At 58.6% G+C, this 17,011-nt stretch carries 15 protein-coding genes and 1 pseudogene; 12 read left to right on the top strand and 4 right to left on the bottom strand.

What is annotated here, in order from left to right; translation table 11 throughout:
* The first annotated feature begins 35 nt into the window (after positions 1–35).
* The 5 genes from hyi (at position 36) to JFU47_RS25535 (ending at position 5,729) form a co-directional block, all read left to right on the top strand.
* Positions 36–818, top strand: a complete 783-nt coding sequence (gene hyi / locus JFU47_RS25555) for a hydroxypyruvate isomerase (protein WP_010456880.1) — start codon at positions 36–38, stop codon at positions 816–818.
* A gap of 95 nt (positions 819–913) precedes the next feature.
* Entirely contained in the window at positions 914–1,804 is an 891-nt protein-coding gene (locus JFU47_RS25550) for a 2-hydroxy-3-oxopropionate reductase (protein WP_201186528.1), read from the top strand.
* Between the two features lie 154 nt (positions 1,805–1,958).
* Entirely contained in the window at positions 1,959–3,239 is a 1,281-nt protein-coding gene (locus tag JFU47_RS25545) for a glycerate kinase type-2 family protein (protein WP_201186526.1), read from the top strand.
* Positions 3,229–4,644, top strand: a complete 1,416-nt coding sequence (gene pyk, locus JFU47_RS25540) for a pyruvate kinase (RefSeq protein ID WP_134098036.1) — start codon at positions 3,229–3,231, stop codon at positions 4,642–4,644. The genes JFU47_RS25545 and pyk overlap by 11 nt, the downstream gene beginning before the upstream one ends.
* A 161-nt stretch (positions 4,645–4,805) precedes the next feature.
* A complete protein-coding gene (locus tag JFU47_RS25535) occupies positions 4,806–5,729 on the top strand; it encodes an urea transporter (protein WP_201186524.1) in 924 nt (307 codons plus the stop codon).
* A 17-nt stretch (positions 5,730–5,746) separates the two neighbouring features.
* Here JFU47_RS25535 and JFU47_RS25530 read toward each other — a convergent pair whose 3' ends face one another.
* Complete coding sequence (locus JFU47_RS25530; RefSeq protein ID WP_201186522.1) at positions 5,747–6,562, bottom strand: alpha/beta hydrolase; 816 nt, start codon at positions 6,560–6,562, stop codon at positions 5,747–5,749.
* A gap of 61 nt (positions 6,563–6,623) precedes the next feature.
* Positions 6,624–9,203, bottom strand: a complete 2,580-nt coding sequence (locus JFU47_RS25525; RefSeq protein ID WP_201187334.1) for an autotransporter family protein — start codon at positions 9,201–9,203, stop codon at positions 6,624–6,626.
* Between the two features lie 218 nt (positions 9,204–9,421).
* Here JFU47_RS25525 and JFU47_RS25520 point away from each other — a divergent pair, with 218 nt between their 5' ends.
* Positions 9,422–10,246: an ion transporter gene (locus tag JFU47_RS25520; RefSeq protein ID WP_201186520.1), complete on the top strand. Its 825-nt coding sequence runs from the start codon at positions 9,422–9,424 to the stop codon at positions 10,244–10,246.
* Positions 10,247–10,349: 103 nt separating this feature from the next.
* Complete coding sequence (locus JFU47_RS25515) at positions 10,350–11,348, top strand: sulfate ABC transporter substrate-binding protein (protein ID WP_140893374.1); 999 nt, start codon at positions 10,350–10,352, stop codon at positions 11,346–11,348.
* A 191-nt stretch (positions 11,349–11,539) separates the two neighbouring features.
* Here JFU47_RS25515 and JFU47_RS25510 read toward each other — a convergent pair whose 3' ends face one another.
* Positions 11,540–12,169: a hypothetical protein gene (locus tag JFU47_RS25510; protein WP_123364580.1), complete on the bottom strand. Its 630-nt coding sequence runs from the start codon at positions 12,167–12,169 to the stop codon at positions 11,540–11,542.
* A gap of 235 nt (positions 12,170–12,404) precedes the next feature.
* On the opposite strand from JFU47_RS25510, the gene JFU47_RS25505 reads away from it, so the two are divergent.
* The gene (locus JFU47_RS25505) at positions 12,405–13,610 is read left to right on the top strand and encodes an MFS transporter (RefSeq protein WP_201186518.1); all 1,206 of its coding nucleotides are present in this window, start codon (positions 12,405–12,407) and stop codon (positions 13,608–13,610) included.
* Between the two features lie 101 nt (positions 13,611–13,711).
* Here JFU47_RS25505 and JFU47_RS25500 read toward each other — a convergent pair.
* A pseudogene (locus tag JFU47_RS25500) lies at positions 13,712–13,960 on the bottom strand (type II toxin-antitoxin system HicB family antitoxin); the annotation flags it as partial.
* 264 nt (positions 13,961–14,224) lie between these two features.
* Between JFU47_RS25500 and JFU47_RS25495 the strand changes: the two are divergent.
* The 4 genes from JFU47_RS25495 (at position 14,225) to JFU47_RS25480 (ending at position 16,985) form a co-directional block, all read left to right on the top strand.
* A complete protein-coding gene (locus tag JFU47_RS25495; RefSeq protein WP_201186514.1) occupies positions 14,225–14,944 on the top strand; it encodes an SDR family oxidoreductase in 720 nt (239 codons plus the stop codon).
* Positions 14,945–14,974: 30 nt separating this feature from the next.
* Positions 14,975–15,862, top strand: a complete 888-nt coding sequence (locus tag JFU47_RS25490) for a LysR family transcriptional regulator (RefSeq protein WP_201186512.1) — start codon at positions 14,975–14,977, stop codon at positions 15,860–15,862.
* 83 nt (positions 15,863–15,945) lie between these two features.
* The gene (locus JFU47_RS25485; protein ID WP_140681935.1) at positions 15,946–16,413 is read left to right on the top strand and encodes a helix-turn-helix domain-containing protein; all 468 of its coding nucleotides are present in this window, start codon (positions 15,946–15,948) and stop codon (positions 16,411–16,413) included.
* Positions 16,410–16,985 (top strand): PIN domain-containing protein, encoded by a 576-nt coding sequence (locus JFU47_RS25480; protein WP_201186510.1) that lies wholly within the window; start codon positions 16,410–16,412, stop codon positions 16,983–16,985. The genes JFU47_RS25485 and JFU47_RS25480 overlap by 4 nt, the downstream gene beginning before the upstream one ends.
* Positions 16,986–17,011 lie beyond the last annotated feature (26 nt).

Below are 17,011 nucleotides of genomic sequence, written 5' to 3'. Positions count from 1 at the left end.
GGCCATCTGTATTTAATCTGCACGAGGAGACCACCATGCCGCGTTTCGCAGCCAACCTGTCCATGCTGTTCACCGAGCAGGATTTTCTTGCCCGTTTTGAAGCTGCCGCCAAGGCCGGCTTCAGTGGTGTCGAATACCTGTTCCCTTACGACTTCAGCTCCGCCGAGATCAAAGCCAAGCTCGATGCCAATGGCTTGACCCAGGTGCTGTTCAACCTGCCGGCCGGTGACTGGGCCAAGGGCGAGCGCGGTATCGCGTGCCTGCCGGACCGGGTTGAAGAGTTCCGCGCCGGTGTCGACCTGGCGATTGCCTATGCGAAAGTGTTGGGCAACACCCAGGTCAACTGCCTGGCCGGTATTCGTCCACAAGGCGTCGACGATGCCACCGTGGAAAAAACCTTCGTCGCCAACCTCAAGTACGCCGCCGACAAGCTGCAAGCGGCGGGCATCAAACTGGTGATGGAAGCGATCAACACCCGCGACATCCCGGGTTTCTACCTGAACAACACGGCGCAAGCCCTGTCGATTCGCGAACAGGTCGGCAGCGCCAACCTGTTCCTGCAATACGACATCTACCACATGCAAATCATGGAGGGCGACCTGGCCCGCACCATGGCTGCGCACCTGGGCGAGATCAACCACATCCAGTTGGCCGACAACCCTGGGCGCAACGAACCGGGCACCGGTGAGATCAACTACCGCTTCCTGTTCGAACACCTGGACCGCATCGGTTATCAGGGTTGGGTTGGCTGCGAATACAAGCCGCTGACCACCACCGAGGCAGGTCTAGGCTGGCTTAAAACCCATAACGCGATCTGACGCAATTTCCCTTGTGGGAGCGAGCAGGCTCACTCCCACAAAAAAGCAGCGCTTACCTATTTGCTTGAGTAACACAAAAACAAGAGGATTTTCTCATGGCTAAAATCGGATTTATCGGCACCGGCATCATGGGCCACCCAATGGCGTTGAACCTGCAGAAAGCCGGTCACAGCCTGTTCCTGTCGGCGCACCACGACGCTGCGCCTGCTGACCTGATTGCCGGTGGCGCCGTCGCCCTGGCAAACCCGAAAGAAGTCGCGCAAGAAGCCGAATTCATCATCGTCATGGTGCCGGATACCCCGCAGGTCGATGACGTGCTGTTCCGTGCCGACGGTGTGGCGGCCGGTGTTGGTAAAGGCAAAGTCGTGATCGACATGAGCTCGATCTCGCCGACCGCCACCAAAACCTTCGCCGCGAAGATCAACGAAAAAGGCGCTCAATACCTCGACGCGCCCGTGTCCGGCGGTGAAGTCGGTGCCAAAGCTGCGACCCTGAGCATCATGATCGGCGGCGATGCCGACGCCTTCGAACGCGCCCTGCCGCTGTTCCAGGCGATGGGCAAGAACATCACCCTGGTGGGCGGCAACGGCGACGGTCAAACCGCCAAAGTGGCGAACCAGATCATCGTGGCGCTGAACATCCAGGCCGTGGCCGAAGCCCTGCTGTTCGCTTCGAAAAACGGTGCCGATCCGGCCAAGGTCCGTGAAGCGCTGATGGGCGGTTTCGCATCCTCGAAGATCCTCGAAGTGCACGGCGAGCGCATGATCAAAGGCACCTTCGACCCAGGCTTCCGCATCAGCCTGCACCAGAAAGACCTGAACCTGGCCCTGGCCGGCGCGCGCGAGTTGGGTATCAACCTGCCGAACACCGCCAACACCCAGCAAGTGTTCAGCACCTGCGCAGCGATCGGTGGCAGCAACTGGGACCACTCAGCGCTGATCAAGGGCCTGGAACACATGGCGAATTTCTCGATTCGCGATAAATAACGCCAGACCTGCACAAAACTTTGTGGGAGCGAGCCTGCTCGCGAAAGCGGCTTCACATTCAACATTTATGTTGGCTGACACACCGCATTCGCGAGCAGGCTCGCTCCCACAGGGTTCGCGTCAAACCCAATAACAAGAAATCCGGGAGCCCGCCATGTCGGTCAATCCGCAACAATTCCTGCGCGAGCTGTTTGCCACAGCCATCGACGCGGCCCATCCGCAGCAAGTCCTCGAAGCCCATTTACCTGCCGATCGCAGCGGTCGGGTGATCGTCATCGGCGCCGGCAAAGCCGCCGCGGCCATGGCCCAAGTGGTGGAACGTTGCTGGCTGGGTGAAGTATCAGGTTTAGTGGTGACGCGTTATGGTCACGGCGCCCCGTGTGAAAAAATCGAAGTGGTCGAAGCCGCTCACCCGGTGCCCGATGCTGCCGGTCTGGCGGTCGCCAAACGCGTGTTGGAACTGGTCAGCAACCTGACCGAAGACGACCGTGTGATCTTCCTGCTCTCGGGCGGTGGCTCTGCCCTGCTGGCGTTGCCCGCGGCCGGCATCACCCTGGCCGACAAGCAGTCGATCAACAAAGCCCTGCTCAAATCCGGCGCCACCATTGGCGAGATGAATTGCGTACGCAAACACCTCTCGGCGATCAAGGGCGGCCGCCTCGGCAAAGCCTGCTGGCCTGCCACTGTTTATACCTATGCGATTTCCGATGTACCGGGCGACCTCGCCACGGTCATCGCCTCCGGTCCCACCGTGGCCGACCCGAGCACCTCCGCCGAAGCCCTGGCGATCCTCAAACGCTACAACATCGAAGTCCCGGCCTCGGTGCGCAACTGGCTGCAGAGCCCCGAATCAGAGACGGTCAAACCCGGCGACCCTAGCCTGGCGCGCAGTCACTTCCAGTTGATCGCTCGCCCACAACAGTCGCTTGAAGCCGCTGCGGTGAAAGCGCGTCAGGCCGGTTTCAGCCCGCTGATCCTTGGCGACCTGGAGGGTGAATCCCGCGAAGTGGCCAAGGTTCACGCAGGTATTGCCCGTCAGGTCGTGCTGCACGGTCAACCATTGGCGGCGCCCTGCGTAATCCTCTCGGGCGGTGAAACCACCGTCACCGTGCGCGGCAATGGCCGTGGCGGACGCAACGCCGAATTCCTGCTGAGCCTGACCGACAGCCTCAAAGGCCTGCCCGGCGTCTATGCGCTGGCCGGCGACACCGATGGCATCGATGGCTCCGAAGACAACGCCGGCGCAATCATGACCCCGGACAGCTACGCCCGCGCCGCCGTCCTCGGCCTGAGCGCCAGCGACGAGTTGGACAACAACAATGGCTACGGCTATTTCGAGGCGCTGGATGCGCTGATCGTCACTGAACCGACCCGCACCAACGTCAACGACTTCCGTGCCATCCTGATTCTCGAGAGCCCTAAAAATGACGCCTGACAAGAAGGTCAAAATCCTCGCCACCCTCGGTCCTGCCACTCACGGGATCGACGACATCCGTGAGCTGGTGCAGGCCGGGGTCAACATCTTTCGCCTGAACTTCAGCCACGGCGATCACGCCGACCACGCTCAGCGCTATCAGTGGATTCGTGAAGTCGAGCGCCAGCTGAATTATCCACTGGGCATTCTGATGGACCTGCAAGGCCCGAAACTGCGGGTCGGCAAGTTCGCCGAGGGCAAGGTGCAATTGCATCGCGGTCAGGCGCTGCGTCTGGATCTTGACCCGACGCCGGGGGACGAGCGCCGGGTCAACTTGCCTCACCCGGAAATCATCGCGGCGCTCGAACCGGGCATGGACCTGCTACTGGATGACGGCAAGCTGCGACTTCGCGTGGTGACAAAGTACTCCGACGCCATCGACACCACGGTGCTGAATGGCGGGGAGCTGTCGGATCGCAAAGGCGTGAACGTACCGCAAGCGGTGCTGGAACTGAGCCCGCTGACCGCCAAGGATCGTCGTGATCTGAGCTTCGGTCTGGAGCTGGGTGTGGACTGGGTCGCACTGTCGTTTGTGCAGCGCCCGGAAGACATCCGCGAGGCGCGCGAGCTGATCGGCGACAAAGCGTTCTTGATGGCCAAGATCGAGAAGCCTTCGGCCGTGACGCAACTGCGCGAAATCGCTGAGTTGAGCGATGCGATCATGGTTGCTCGCGGTGACCTGGGCGTGGAAGTGCCGGCCGAAAGCGTGCCGCAGATTCAGAAAAACATCATCACCATCTGCCGTCAGCTCGGCAAACCGGTGGTGGTGGCGACGCAGATGCTGGAGTCGATGCGCTTCTCCCCTGCCCCGACCCGTGCCGAGGTGACCGATGTTGCCAACGCCGTGGCCGAAGGTGCGGATGCGGTGATGCTGTCGGCGGAAACCGCGTCCGGTGAGTACCCGCTGGAAGCTGTGCAGATGATGAGCAAAATCATTCGCCAAGTGGAAAACGGCCCGGACTATCAGGCGCAACTGGACGTCAGCCGGCCTAAGGCTGAAGCGACTGTTTCCGATGCGATCAGCTGTGCGATTCGTCGCATCAGCAATGTGCTGCCGGTGGCGGTGCTGGTGAATTACAGCGAGTCCGGCACGTCGAGTTTGCGTGCGGCGCGGGAACGGCCGACGGTGCCGATCCTCAACCTGACGCCAAACCTGCAAACCGCTCGCCGGTTGACGGTGGCGTGGGGCGTGCACTCGGTGGTCAATGATCGGCTGCGACAGGTGGATGAGGTGTGCTCGACGGCGCTGGAAATTGCCCAGGCACAAGGCATGGCCAAGCGCGGGGACACGTTATTGATCACTGCGGGTGTGCCGTTTGGGCAGCCGGGGTCGACTAACTCCTTGCGTATCGAGACGTTGATCTAGAGCGCCCATACCGGCCTCATCGCCAGCAGGCTGGCTCCCACATTGGTTTTGTGTCGATCACGGAATCAAGACTGAACTGAGATTCAGTGTGGGAGCCAGCCTGCTGGCGATCAGCCGGGGTCGCGCTCGACGACTCGCTCCCTTTGTCTTTCAGAACTGCCATGCCTGCCAACCACTTCAACACCCACTGCCCCGATTGGGCGACTGCCCTGTTCAACGGCTTCAGCCAGATCTTCCTCCAGCGCAACCCGCTGTGCGGACTGCTGTGCCTGTTGGCCATTCTTTTCACCGCACCCGCCCTGCTCGGCGGTGCGCTGCTGGGCGGAGTCGCCGGGTTGCTCACCGCGCAACGACGCGGTTACGCCAAGGCCGATCGCCAGGCAGGGCTGTTCAGTTACAACGGTGTCTTGCTCGGCTTGCTGCTGAGCCTGTATTTCCCCTGGTCCGCGCTGTTGCCGCCGCTGATCATTGCTGCGGGCGGACTCAGCGCGATGTTCACTCAACAATGGCTCAAGCGCGTCCGGGTCAGCCAATACCTGCCTGCCTATACGGCGCCCTTCGTGGGGCTGGGCTGGTTGCTGCTGTGCTTCGCCACGCCCTCGACAAATGCGCACCTGATCGAAATCAATACGCTGAACATGCTCGCCGCACCACTGAAAGGCCTCGGCCAGGTGATGTTCCTCGGTCATCCGCTGGCCGGTGCGATGATTGCCGTGGGTTTGCTGATCGCTGATCGCCGCGCATTCTGCTGGGCGTTGTTGGCGTCTGTCGCAGGCATGGGCTGGAGCCTGCTACATCACGACTTCTACACCGCATTGATCGGCCTCGGTGGCTATAACGCCGTACTCGCCGCCCTCGCCTTCAGCTCGCAGCGCCAGAAGCCTTGGCTGCCGTGGCTGCCGCTCATCGGTATTACATCAGCGCTGTTGCTGACGCCGGTGTTTGCCGCCATCGGTCTGCCAACGCTGACCGCGCCGTTCATCCTCGCCTGCTGGCTGATCCGTGCCGGTAATCGAGTGCTACGCCAGACCGCTGTCGACAGTGCGCCTTGCGCAATTGAGCGCCAAACCAAGGGAGGCGCCTGAAAGGGCTGAATCTGCATTCAGCGCAATGGGTCAGTCTCGCAAGCCAATGGCAGATCCGACCGCGAGCCCCAACTTTCATCGTATCCCTGATCGTGGGTGGCTAGGGTTTCGACCACTTCCAGGCATTTGCCCTGAAGCTGCGTGGTATAGACCTGGAGCATTTGAGGCGGCACGACCTTGTCATTCAAACCGATGAAATGACGTTGCGGGAGCGCACGCAACTTGTCGCGAAACTCCAGAGGTGTCACCGGTTTCGAGAATGGCGCGAGCTGCATCAGCTTCGCCCACTTTACAGGGTCGAGATTCCCGGCAATCGTTTGCACCTGAGTGACGTCGTTACGAGAACCCGCAAGGATCAAGGCAATCGCCGCGCCGCCCGAGTATCCGACCAGTTCGAACTGCTCCACTGCAAAGCGACTTTTCAGACGATCAAGCGCCGCGCTCATGGTCTCTATGACTGATGAGTTGAAACGACCGGAGGTCCACAAATCGGTGTTGCAACCCGGTGATGTCACGAACTGACAAGGGCGCGCCAGATAGGCACTGGGCCCCCGATCTCCAGCGGCCAATCTCGCCATCAAGGACACGCGAGGGGTTGGATCGATACTCGGTTGAGACCGTGTCGCCCACGCCCGACCATCGCCTTCAATGTAAACACGCAGATGCTTGTAACCCCCTGGTGGCGGGAGCAAGGCCATGAGTGTGTAAGGTGAACTATCGAGCGTTCCAGGAGTAAGCGAAGAGCCTTGGCTTACCGCCTGCAAATCGACTTTACCCGCGCACCCGCTGAGCCCGAGGAGCGCGAAGCCGATGGCGGCCAGTGCTTTAAACATGGTTTTAACCTGTTGATCAGACACAACGGTCCGCCAGCGCGAACCGTTGCAATCCAGTCGATCAAAAAGCGTAGCGCGCTTCAAGGGTAAAGGTGTCGGCGTTGAAACCAGTCTTCGCCTGATAGCTGTAACTGGTCCCCAGGGTTAGCGCATCAATTTGATACTTCACCCCTACGCGACCTTCATAACTATCACGCACCGGACTGGCTCCCGCGACAATGAAAGGCGAGCCCCCCAAGGTGAAACTGGAGGTCTGATTGATCTGGTCACCGATGAAGTCATGGTAAGCCATCACACTCGCTTCAGGTGTAAGGGTGCCATTGAGCAATGGCACGTCAGCGGCCATCCGCAACCCGGCACCCAGCTCGCCAATTTCGAAGCGCTGGGCATTGGAATGCAGGGCGGCCGAAGAGCCATGCTCATTAAAGCTGTCCAGCTGAATATTGGTGTAACGTGCGGCGACGCGCGGTTCGACAATCAGTTGGTCAGTGAGCTTGAAGGTATAACCGCTCAAGGCGCTCAGTGCCCACGCGTCACTGTTGTAGCTGCCTTTGGCCACGCTGTTGGCGATATAGCGTTTGCTGTCATTGTCATTGCGCCCGTAACTGAGGCTGCCATCGACAAACCAGTTGCGTTGGTCCCAGCTACCGTAGAGCGTCAACGCGTTGCCCTGTACGTCGGTTTTATTTCCGGTATCGGAGGTGACGTTGGTGTTCAGATACGAATAGGCCAAGCCCACAGTGGAATTGTCATTCAGCTTGCCATCCGCCCCGACAGCAACACCGCTGCTGTTGGCCGAATAACCGGCGACTGCATCACGGCTGTCCTGATCCTGATTGCTGCTCAAACCCTGAATCCATACGCCAGTTTCTGCCAGCGAATCCCCTGATGAGAGCCCCGAGCGCAGGCCGGACACGCGGTTGCTGATCGCTCCATTCATCATCGCCTGACCCGACACAGCCGCATTGACCGCCCCACCGCTGACTTCCGGAGCCAGTTGCTCACCGAGCTTTGCCAGTTCCTTTTGAGAGGAGGCGTTGGCAAAGGCTTTGAAGACCGCGTCATCACTGTTCAATTGTCCCAGCGGGCCATTCTTGAAGCGATTGAGAATCTCGCGGGTACTTCTGGAAGTACCGATGCTCCCCTGCTCTTCATCCACCTGATTGTCACTTTTCAGTGTGACCAGTGCATTGACCGTCTGGGCATCGGTTGTATAGCTGGCGACGTTTAACAAAGAGGACGAACTGGTAACGCTCAACCCGTTGTTCTGCAGGCTGCTGGCCTTGACCAGGGTGTATTGAGTGCCGGTAGCGGTCGGCGTGAAATCACCTGGTTTGGCATTCAGCGTCACTTTGGAGGACTGAGCGAAGGTGGCCTTGCCGTCCACCGTCAAATAAGGCGTACCGGGCGTGACGCGATCCGAAAGCAACATATCGATGCCACTGTTGGTACCGACGTTCAGGTCGCCGGTAATTTCGGTCCCCTGGTTCTGAAGATTCAGGGATCCCGAAACGACGGAAACCGTACTGTCGATTTTGCTACCGGTGTAATTGGCCTGACCCGCGACATTCACCCCATTGAGGTTGAGCAGATCGCCCTTGATCGCACCGCCGGTCCAGTTCAGGTGCGCCAACCCTGCGCCATCGATGGCCGCTGCATGATTGCTGCGAATTTCGCCACCTTGCTGGTTGATCTCGAACGCTGATGTCTGGTCCGCATCGACCCGGATCGCAACACCGTCCGCAGTGATATTGCCGGAGTTGATAATGCCCCGAGCGCCAGACACAGCATTCTGCGTGAAAGTGGCACCGCCGAGCTTGATGCCCACGGCGTCTTCACCCGATGCCTCAATAGTCCCGGTATTGAGCAAATAATCGATTGAACCATCCAAAAACCCGATAGCCTCGGAGTTCTTGCCAGCGCTTATGATCGAGCCGCTGTTCTCGATCCTCAACGCGCTGGTTTGGGTCTCTACGTGAAAAGCGGACGCACCCTGTCCCGTGGCACGAATCGTCCCTGAGTTGAGAAGCCTGCCGGCGATGCTCACGGGGTACGTGGCATGGGAATCCAGAATCAGCCCCATGGCATAGTTACCCTGCACATCGACAACACCACTGTTGATCAGATCGCCGCCAATAGTGGTCCCATGGAGGTAGATGCCCTCAGGCTCGCCATAGATATTGGCTCCCGATGCCTGGGTGATGGAGACAGTCCCGGCGTTGATGACATTGCCGGTGATAGTTGTATTACCGATCTCGATTCCCTCAGCGTTATTCACGTTGGAGAGAGATAGCTTGCCGGCATTGATGAAGTCACCCTGGATGTTGCTGCCGATGGAGTTCAAGCCATGGTAACCGGCATCCAGTCCGATCCCGGTCACCGTCGCGCCTTGAGCGTCGAAAGTGAAGTCGCCGCGGTTAATAAGTGAGCCCGCGACAGTGTTCTGAAAGAACGTGACACCTTTATTGTCCGTGTTGCTCTGGCGGGTTCGTTGCCCCGTCAGGGTCAAGGTTTCACCGAGGTTTTGACCCGTCCAATCCTTGAAACCCTGACTCAGGTTGTACTCGCTGGCAAATGCCTGAGCGGTCGAAGCGCTGACAACCATTGCCAGCAGGCTTTTCTTGAAAAACTTACTATCCATATCGCTTCCGTGTGGTTTTGAAACCCATCGCCTGAAATCCGGGCAGCACATCGAGACAAAGGTTCTTGTTCTGTGGGAAGTCGATATATCGACGAGATCATCAATTTCTTAAGTCATGAGCGACTAGAACCGCCTGAACATGGCGTACCCGGCGTCCCGCTTGCGCAATCCTCGTCAATCACCCACGCTTCTCTGATTTTCGGCTTGGGCAAGACCTTATGGACAGTAACAACGACTGGCGCCATCGCCTCTACGTCATGATTTTCCAGAGCGACACAGTGGCCGGGCGGCGTTTCGACGGCATCCTGTTGTTGATCATCCTCGCCAGCATTGTGATCGTGATGCTCGACAGCATCGATTCCATTCACCAGAACTACGCCAACGTGCTGGCGTACATCGAGTGGGGCTTTACGGTCATCTTCGCCATCGAATACGGCCTGCGACTGTACTGTTCGCCCAAGCCGTTGCGCTACGCGTTCAGCTTCTATGGACTGGTGGATTTGCTGGCGATCGTGCCCGGCATTCTTGCGTTGTATTACGCCGATGCGCAGTACCTGCTGATTATCCGGATCATTCGGATGCTGCGGATTTTCCGCGTGCTCAAGCTCAGCCCGTACCTCAAGCAAGCCAACTATCTGATGTCCGCATTGCGCGGCAGCAAGCAGAAGATCGTGGTGTTTCTGCTCAGCGTCTGCACCCTGGTGACGGTGTTCGGTACGCTGATGTACGTGATCGAAGGCCCGGAGCACGGCTTCACCAGCATTCCCAAAGGCATCTATTGGGCTATCGTCACGCTGACCACCGTGGGGTTCGGCGACATCGTGCCGAAGACACCGCTGGGTCAGGTAATTTCGTCGCTGGTGATGATCACCGGTTACTCGATCATCGCCGTGCCGACGGGAATTTTCACCGCCGAACTGGCCAACGCGATGCGCGGCGAACAACTGCAACACGACTGCCCGGTGTGCAAGAAAAACAGCCACGAACATGGGGCGGCGTTCTGCTCCCGATGCGGGAATGCGTTATTTAAGAAAATGGAATAAGTAAAGTGCTTTTTAATCTTTAAAGGACTATGCGAGCCCCGTTATAGTCGCTGGCAAATAGCCTCACTTTTCAATAAAAACTGTTTAGAACAAGGACTGCGCAGTGAAAAAACTCTTTGGCGCCTCACTTCTGGCCGCGGGCCTGGCTCTGTCCAGCGTGGCTCAGGCCGCACCGACCCTGCTTAACGTTTCCTACGACGTGATGCGCGATTTCTACAAGGACTACAACACTGCCTTCCAGAAACACTGGCAAGCCGAGCACAACGAAAACATCACCCTGCAGATGTCCTTCGGCGGCTCCAGCAAACAGGCGCGTTCGGTGATCGATGGCCTGCCGGCTGACGTCATCACCATGAACATGGCCACCGACATCAACGCCCTGGCGGACAACGGCAAACTGATCCCGGACAACTGGGTCACCCGCCTGCCGAACAACAGCGCGCCGTTCACCTCAGCCACCGTGTTCATCGTCCGCAAAGGCAACCCGAAAGCCCTGAAAGACTGGCCCGACTTGCTCAAGGACGGTGTGCAGGTGATCGTGCCAAACCCGAAAACGTCGGGTAACGGCCGCTACACCTACCTCTCGGCCTGGGGTTATGTGCTGAAAAACGGTGGTGACGAAAACAAAGCCAAAGACTTCGTCGGCAAGCTGTTCAAACAAGCGCCGGTGCTCGACACCGGTGGCCGCGCAGCCACTACGACCTTCATGACCAACCAGATTGGTGATGTGCTGGTGACCTTCGAAAACGAAGCGGAAATGATTGCCCGTGAGTTTGGTCGTGATCAGTTTGAAGTGATCTACCCAAGTGTTTCCGCCGAAGCCGAGCCGCCGGTGTCGGTGGTCGACAAAACCGTCGACAAGAAAGGCACTCGCGCTGCGGCCGAGGAATATTTGAAGTACCTGTGGTCACCGGAAGGTCAGGAGATTGCGGCGGCGAACTACCTGCGTCCGCGTGATCCGGCGGTGCTGGCCAAGTACACCGATCGTTTCCCGAAAGTGGATTTCCTGTCGGTAGAGAAAACCTTTGGTGACTGGCGGACCGTGCAGAAGACTCACTTCAATGATGGTGGGATCTTTGATCAGATCTACAGCGGTCAGTAATTCCTGAGTCCAATGAAAAAGGCGACCTGAGAAGGTCGCCTTTTTTGTGGTCGAACACAAAATTCGTGTTCGCTGAAGATCCCCTGTGGGAGTGAGCCTGCTCGCGATGACATATATCCATTCGATAAATTTGTTACCTGGCACGCCGCTATCGCGAGCAGGCTCGCTCCCACAGGGTTTGCGCCAAGCAGCTACATTGGCGGTGTTACGCCGTCCTTGCCCGCGGAAATCGATTGCGCAGTCAGCGTCCCGTCAGCACTTTGGGTCACAAACGTCACGATCTTCACGCCCACCTTCAGCAAGCTGCGATCCCCCGGCATCAGATTGACGATCGGCACATCCTCCGGCACCAGAATCTTCTGCTGGCCGCCCTTGTAGTTGACGGTCAAGACCCGGCCATTGCTGACCACCAGATCGCCCACGCTGCCATTGGTCATGCTGCTGCCCTTGGCCAGATCGAACGGCCGATGCCCGTCGCCGCTGCCGGCCAGTTCCGGTGGAAAAACGTGGACTTCCAGTGCCTTGAGGGTTCCGTCCTCCTGCGGTATGGCAGCCGAACCGATGTAGCTGCCAGGTTTGATGTCTTCGATATTGGCCAGTGTAACGGCGCGGACTTTGGTGTCTTTGGTCAGGTTGATGTCCACGTTTTCACCACTGTTGACGTGGACTTTCAGCACGTCGGGACTGACGCCGGTGATTTCGCCGCGAACGCCGATGCGCATGCCCGGCGCGTCGGCGGCCTGGGCGAGACCTGCCGTGAACAAGGTGATCAGGCTAATGGCTGAAGCGCCGCGAATCAGGTGACGGAACATCGCATTCATGGAAGTGCCTTCCGGTTATGAAACGTGAGGAGAGAACATAAGCACGCTATCGAACAGGATGTAAGTAAATGTATCATCGGACCTCAATGTTTTGACGCAAGGTTCCTCGACGGACATCACACACGTCCGTCACTCATTCCGCAAAGGAATGATTGCTATCACTCCAAGCCCCCTTCCGCCCATTCCGATAGCCCTTTAGCCTGCGCGCATTCTCTTTTGCTGAGCGAGACCCGTTATGAACCCAGCTACCCAAGTGCCCCACGGCACCGCAACAATGACCCGAGGCATGGTGCTGCTGTTTGCCTTCTGCTGCGGCGCCATCGTTGCCAACATCTACTACGCGCAACCGATCATCGGCCTGATCGCGCCGGACATCGGCCTGACCAGCACCATGGCCAGCCTGATCGTTTCGCTGACCCAGATCGGTTATGCGTTGGGTTTGTTTTTCCTGGTGCCGCTGGGTGATTTGCTGGAAAACCGCCGATTGATGATCATCACTACCGTGGTGGCGATTGCCAGTCTATTGGGTGCAGCGTTCACCGATCAGCCAAACGTGTTTCTGCTGATTTCGTTGTTGGTGGGGTTCAGTTCGGTGTCGGTTCAGATCCTGATTCCACTCGCCGCGCATTTGGCACCGGAAGAGTCTCGCGGCCGTGTGGTCGGCGGGATCATGGGCGGATTGCTGTTGGGGATTCTGTTGGCGCGACCGGTGTCCAGCGTGGTGGCTGACCACTTCGGCTGGCGCGCGATGTTTGTGATTGCGGCGGTGTTGATGGCGGCGATCAGCATCGTGCTGGCGCTGACGATTCCCAAGCGTCAGCCTGATCACAGCGCTTCTTATGGTCAGTTGCTGGGGTCTCTGTGGACCCTGTTGCGTCAACAACCGGTGTTGCGTCAGCGCGCGTTTTATCAGGGCTGCATGTTCGCCACGTTCAGCCTGTTCTGGACCGCCGTGCCGCTGGAACTGGCGCGCAATCATGGCTTGTCGCAAACCCAGATCGCGATCTTCGCCCTGGTCGGGGCCATCGGCGCCATCGCCGCCCCCATTGCCGGTCGACTGGCCGATGCCGGCCACACTCGCATTGCTTCACTGCTGGCCCTGCTGTTCGCCAGCCTGAGCTTCCTGCCCGCCTTCATCCACCCGGCCTACAGCGTCATCGGCCTCGCGGTCACCGGTGTGGTGCTCGACTTCTGCGTACAAATGAACATGGTCCTCGGCCAACGCGCGGTCTACGCCCTCGACGCCAAAAGCCGCAGCCGCCTGAATGCGCTGTACATGACCAGCATCTTCATCGGTGGTGCGTTTGGTTCTTCGGTGGCCAGTGCGGTGTATGAACACGGTGGCTGGTTGTGGATCGTGATTGTGGGCAGTGCGTTTCCGCTGCTGGCGTTGTTGCGGTTCTTGAGTGTCTCAGAGAAGCGTTCGTTGGCCACGGCTTAAGGCGCCAGACGTTTTGCCGGATCGCCGCCCGGACAAGCCTCTCTCCTGCCAAGGGAGTGCGGCTTGCCCGGATTGATGTGTAGCAGATTTTCCGCGCCTCAAATCTTCAACATCCCCCAACCTCTGCCTGCGAATTCCGGATTGTCCCGATGTGTGTTTACTGACGTTGGCAATGGGATCTGCAAACCTTCCGCTCGTATCTTTTGTAGCAAGATCTGCACGATTTCGATGGCTGCGTCATACGCCTCCTCAAACGTATCACCAGCGGTCACTGCACCCGGGATGTCAGGTATTTCAATACCGGTTGCAGTTCGCTCATCCCCCCTCTCGATAATGATTGGATAGTGCACAGCGGTTCCTCCAGCGAAGCATCAGCTTAATGAAGCGCCACTGGACCATAGATACCGGACAGGGTCAGTTCACGTTGTTTTTCAGGATGTGAAAGCCCCCATTCCAGCGCGTTATGTTATCGGTCAGGATGGCTTGATCCGTTACGCCGAGGTCAACCCGGATTACACTCAGCGTCCTGAGCCTGACGCGATGCTGGATGCGATTCGCGGACGAACCGATCAAATGCCGCCTGACTCGCGGCATGTTCTTTCAAGGAGTGTGCAATGACCCGACGTACCTTCCTCATCACCGGCGCCAGCAAAGGCATCGGCCGCGCGGTCGCCGAGCACCTGGACCGCGCGGGTCATCGGGTGGTAGGAATCGCCCGATCGCCCGACCTGAGCTTTCCCGGCATTCTGTTTCCGCTGGATCTGAGCGACAGGCCACTGACTCAGGAAGTGCTGGCGGATCTGGCCAGGACTTATGAGTTCGACGGGCTGGTGAATAACGTCGGTCTGGTGCGCCCGCAGGTACTGGGCGAAATCGACCTCGACACGTTCGACGATGTGATGCGGGTCAACCTGCATTCGGCCTTACAAGCTACTCAGGCACTGCTGCCGAACATGCGCGCCAAGGCCTGGGGTCGGGTGGTCAACATTTCCAGCCTGACCGTGCTGGGTATCACGCAGCGCACTGCTTACGCCGCGGCCAAAGCGGCGTTAATCAGCTTCACGCGATCCTGGGCGCTGGAACTGGCGCAAACCGGCGTGACGGTAAACGCCGTGGCCCCGGGCCCGACCGAAACCGAACTGTTTCGCGCCAACAACCCGCCAGGCAGTGAGGGTGAAGCGCGTTATCTGGCCGGTGTGCCGATGGGGCGGTTGGGGCAGCCGCAGGAGATCGCGGCGGCGATTGCGTTTTTGTTGTCCGAGCAGAGCGGGTTTATCACCGGGCAAACCTTGTTTGTCGACGGTGGGTCTTCGATAGGCAAAGCGGCTTTCTGAGCTGAACATTGATCAAAACAAGGACTGTAGATGGACCGCCTCGCCGCAATGGAAACCTTCGTCTACGTGGTGGAAACCGGCTCCTTTTCCGCCGCTGCCCGGCGCTTGAATATCGGCCAGCCCGCCGTCTCGAAAGCTATCGCGCATTTGGAGGCGCGCCTCGCGGTCAGGCTGCTGTTGCGCTCGACCCGAGGCCTGACACCCACCGAAGCTGGCCTGGCCTTTTTCGAACGGTCCAAGCGTGCCATCGAAGAAGCGGACGAGGCTGACAATGCCGCTCGCGGTGCCGCCAGCGGCCTGACCGGCAACCTGCGTATCTGCGCTGCCGTGACCTTTGGCCGACTGCACATCGTTCCGCACCTCGGGCCCTTCCTCGATCAGAACCCGGACTTGAACATCGATTTGATGCTGGACGATCGCAACGTCAATCTGGTGGAAGAAGGCGTCGACATCGCCCTGCGCATGGGCGCTTTGAGCGACTCCGGCCTCACCGCCCGCAAGATCGCCGAGTGTCGGCGCATGGTGCTGGGCACGCCCGCCTATTTCGAAAAACATGGCGACCCCACCTGCCCTGCCGATCTGAGCAAACATCAAGCAGTCATCTACACCTTGGGCGGTGGTGCCAATTGGCAATTTCGCAACGGAACAGATGATCAGTCAGTCACCATCAGCGGGCGAATCCGCGTCAACGCCGCCGAAGGTCTGCGTGCAGCCGTGCTCGCCCATCAAGGGCTGACCATGGCATCCGAATGGATGTTTGCACCGGAACTAGCCAACGGCGCGGTCAGGGAAGTGATGAAGGATTGGACGTTGCCGAATCAGGACCTTTGGGCGGTGTTTCCCACGGGCAGAATGGCCAGTGCAAAGGCTCGGGCGTTTGCGGAGTATGTGCAGGGGTTGCTGACCAAGGAGGCCTGAAACCCACTCGTTTCGTTTATTGCGATTTTCGTTTGATTCGAATAGCCTTCCAGCATTGTTTTTTCAGAATGTCGGAAACCATCATGTCGCCAGTCATCCAACCACCGATCAATCTACCCATGGAGCGCGAAGTACAGGCTGCTATCGAAGGCCAACGCGCTCTGGCTGCCTACCTCGCCACTCAATTCGAAACTCAGCACATCCAGATCTTCGACGAGCAGAATGAAGCTCATACTGTCGAATTACCCACCTCAGCCCTCAGGTTGCTGGTCGACATTCTGGCTGAGCTAGCAGCGGGCAACGCCGTCAAAGTGGTCCCGGTTCACGCCGAATTGACCACCCAGGAAGCCGCCGACCTGCTTAACGTCTCACGTCCGCACCTGATCAAACTGCTGGAATCCGGCGAGTTGTCCTACCACAAAACCGGCAAGCACCGACGTGTGCGCTTTGCCGATTTGATGGACTATAAAAACCGGCGCGACACTGCCAGCGAGCAAGCAATGACGCTTCTCGCCGAGCAGGCACAAGCGTTAAGGACAGGATACGAGTGAGGCACTCCTCTTTTACCGCTGTATATGACGCATGTGTTCTTTACCCCGCGCCCCTGAGAGATTTTCTGATGTGGCTCGCGCTTTCCGGACGTTTTAGAGCGAAATGGTCGTTGGAGATACACAACGAATGGAAACGCAATCTCCTGAAAAACCGTCCGGATCTAACCGTCGAGCAACTGGATCGCACGTCCGAACTGATGGATCAGGCCTTATCCGACGCTTGTGTCACAGGATACGAAGACCTGATCGAAGGGCTGACGCTGCCAGATATCGATGATCGACATGTGCTGGCAGCCGCCATTCGCTGCAACGCCAGCGTCATCGTCACGTTCAATCAGAAAGACTTCCCCGGTGAAGCATTGGGCCCTTTCGGTATCGAGGCTCAGCATCCTGACGAGTTCGTCGACAACCTCTTCAACCTCGACCCGGCGGCAGTGATCGCGGCGGCGCAACGCCAACGCAAGCAACTGAAAATGCCACCGATGAATGTCAGCAGCTATCTTGATCTTCTGTTGCGCCAAGGCCTGGTTCAGTCGAGCAAGGCATTGACCGAATACCGCGCCATTCTCTAAACGACTTTCTCAGACTCTAAAAAGCA

This window comes from Pseudomonas sp. TH39(2020) (assembly GCF_016650715.1).
Lineage (GTDB): Bacteria > Pseudomonadota > Gammaproteobacteria > Pseudomonadales > Pseudomonadaceae > Aquipseudomonas > Aquipseudomonas mandelii_C.
The sequence above is the reverse complement of the archived record's forward strand: the minus strand, read 5'-3'. Positions and strand labels throughout refer to the sequence as shown.

What these genes read in the sequence shown, in the direction of transcription:
- hyi (WP_010456880.1), top strand. Translation starts at nt 36, where the DNA reads ATGCCGCGTTTCGCAGCCAACCTGTCCATGCTGTTCACCGAGCAGGAT.
- JFU47_RS25550 (WP_201186528.1), top strand. Translation starts at nt 914, where the DNA reads ATGGCTAAAATCGGATTTATCGGCACCGGCATCATGGGCCACCCAATG.
- JFU47_RS25545 (WP_201186526.1), top strand. Translation starts at nt 1,959, where the DNA reads ATGTCGGTCAATCCGCAACAATTCCTGCGCGAGCTGTTTGCCACAGCC.
- pyk (WP_134098036.1), top strand. Translation starts at nt 3,229, where the DNA reads ATGACGCCTGACAAGAAGGTCAAAATCCTCGCCACCCTCGGTCCTGCC.
- JFU47_RS25535 (WP_201186524.1), top strand. Translation starts at nt 4,806, where the DNA reads ATGCCTGCCAACCACTTCAACACCCACTGCCCCGATTGGGCGACTGCC.
- JFU47_RS25530 (WP_201186522.1), bottom strand. Translation starts at nt 6,562, where the DNA reads ATGTTTAAAGCACTGGCCGCCATCGGCTTCGCGCTCCTCGGGCTCAGC.
- JFU47_RS25525 (WP_201187334.1), bottom strand. Translation starts at nt 9,203, where the DNA reads ATGGATAGTAAGTTTTTCAAGAAAAGCCTGCTGGCAATGGTTGTCAGC.
- JFU47_RS25520 (WP_201186520.1), top strand. Translation starts at nt 9,422, where the DNA reads ATGGACAGTAACAACGACTGGCGCCATCGCCTCTACGTCATGATTTTC.
- JFU47_RS25510 (WP_123364580.1), bottom strand. Translation starts at nt 12,169, where the DNA reads ATGAATGCGATGTTCCGTCACCTGATTCGCGGCGCTTCAGCCATTAGC.
- JFU47_RS25505 (WP_201186518.1), top strand. Translation starts at nt 12,405, where the DNA reads ATGAACCCAGCTACCCAAGTGCCCCACGGCACCGCAACAATGACCCGA.
- JFU47_RS25495 (WP_201186514.1), top strand. Translation starts at nt 14,225, where the DNA reads ATGACCCGACGTACCTTCCTCATCACCGGCGCCAGCAAAGGCATCGGC.
- JFU47_RS25490 (WP_201186512.1), top strand. Translation starts at nt 14,975, where the DNA reads ATGGACCGCCTCGCCGCAATGGAAACCTTCGTCTACGTGGTGGAAACC.
- JFU47_RS25485 (WP_140681935.1), top strand. Translation starts at nt 15,946, where the DNA reads ATGTCGCCAGTCATCCAACCACCGATCAATCTACCCATGGAGCGCGAA.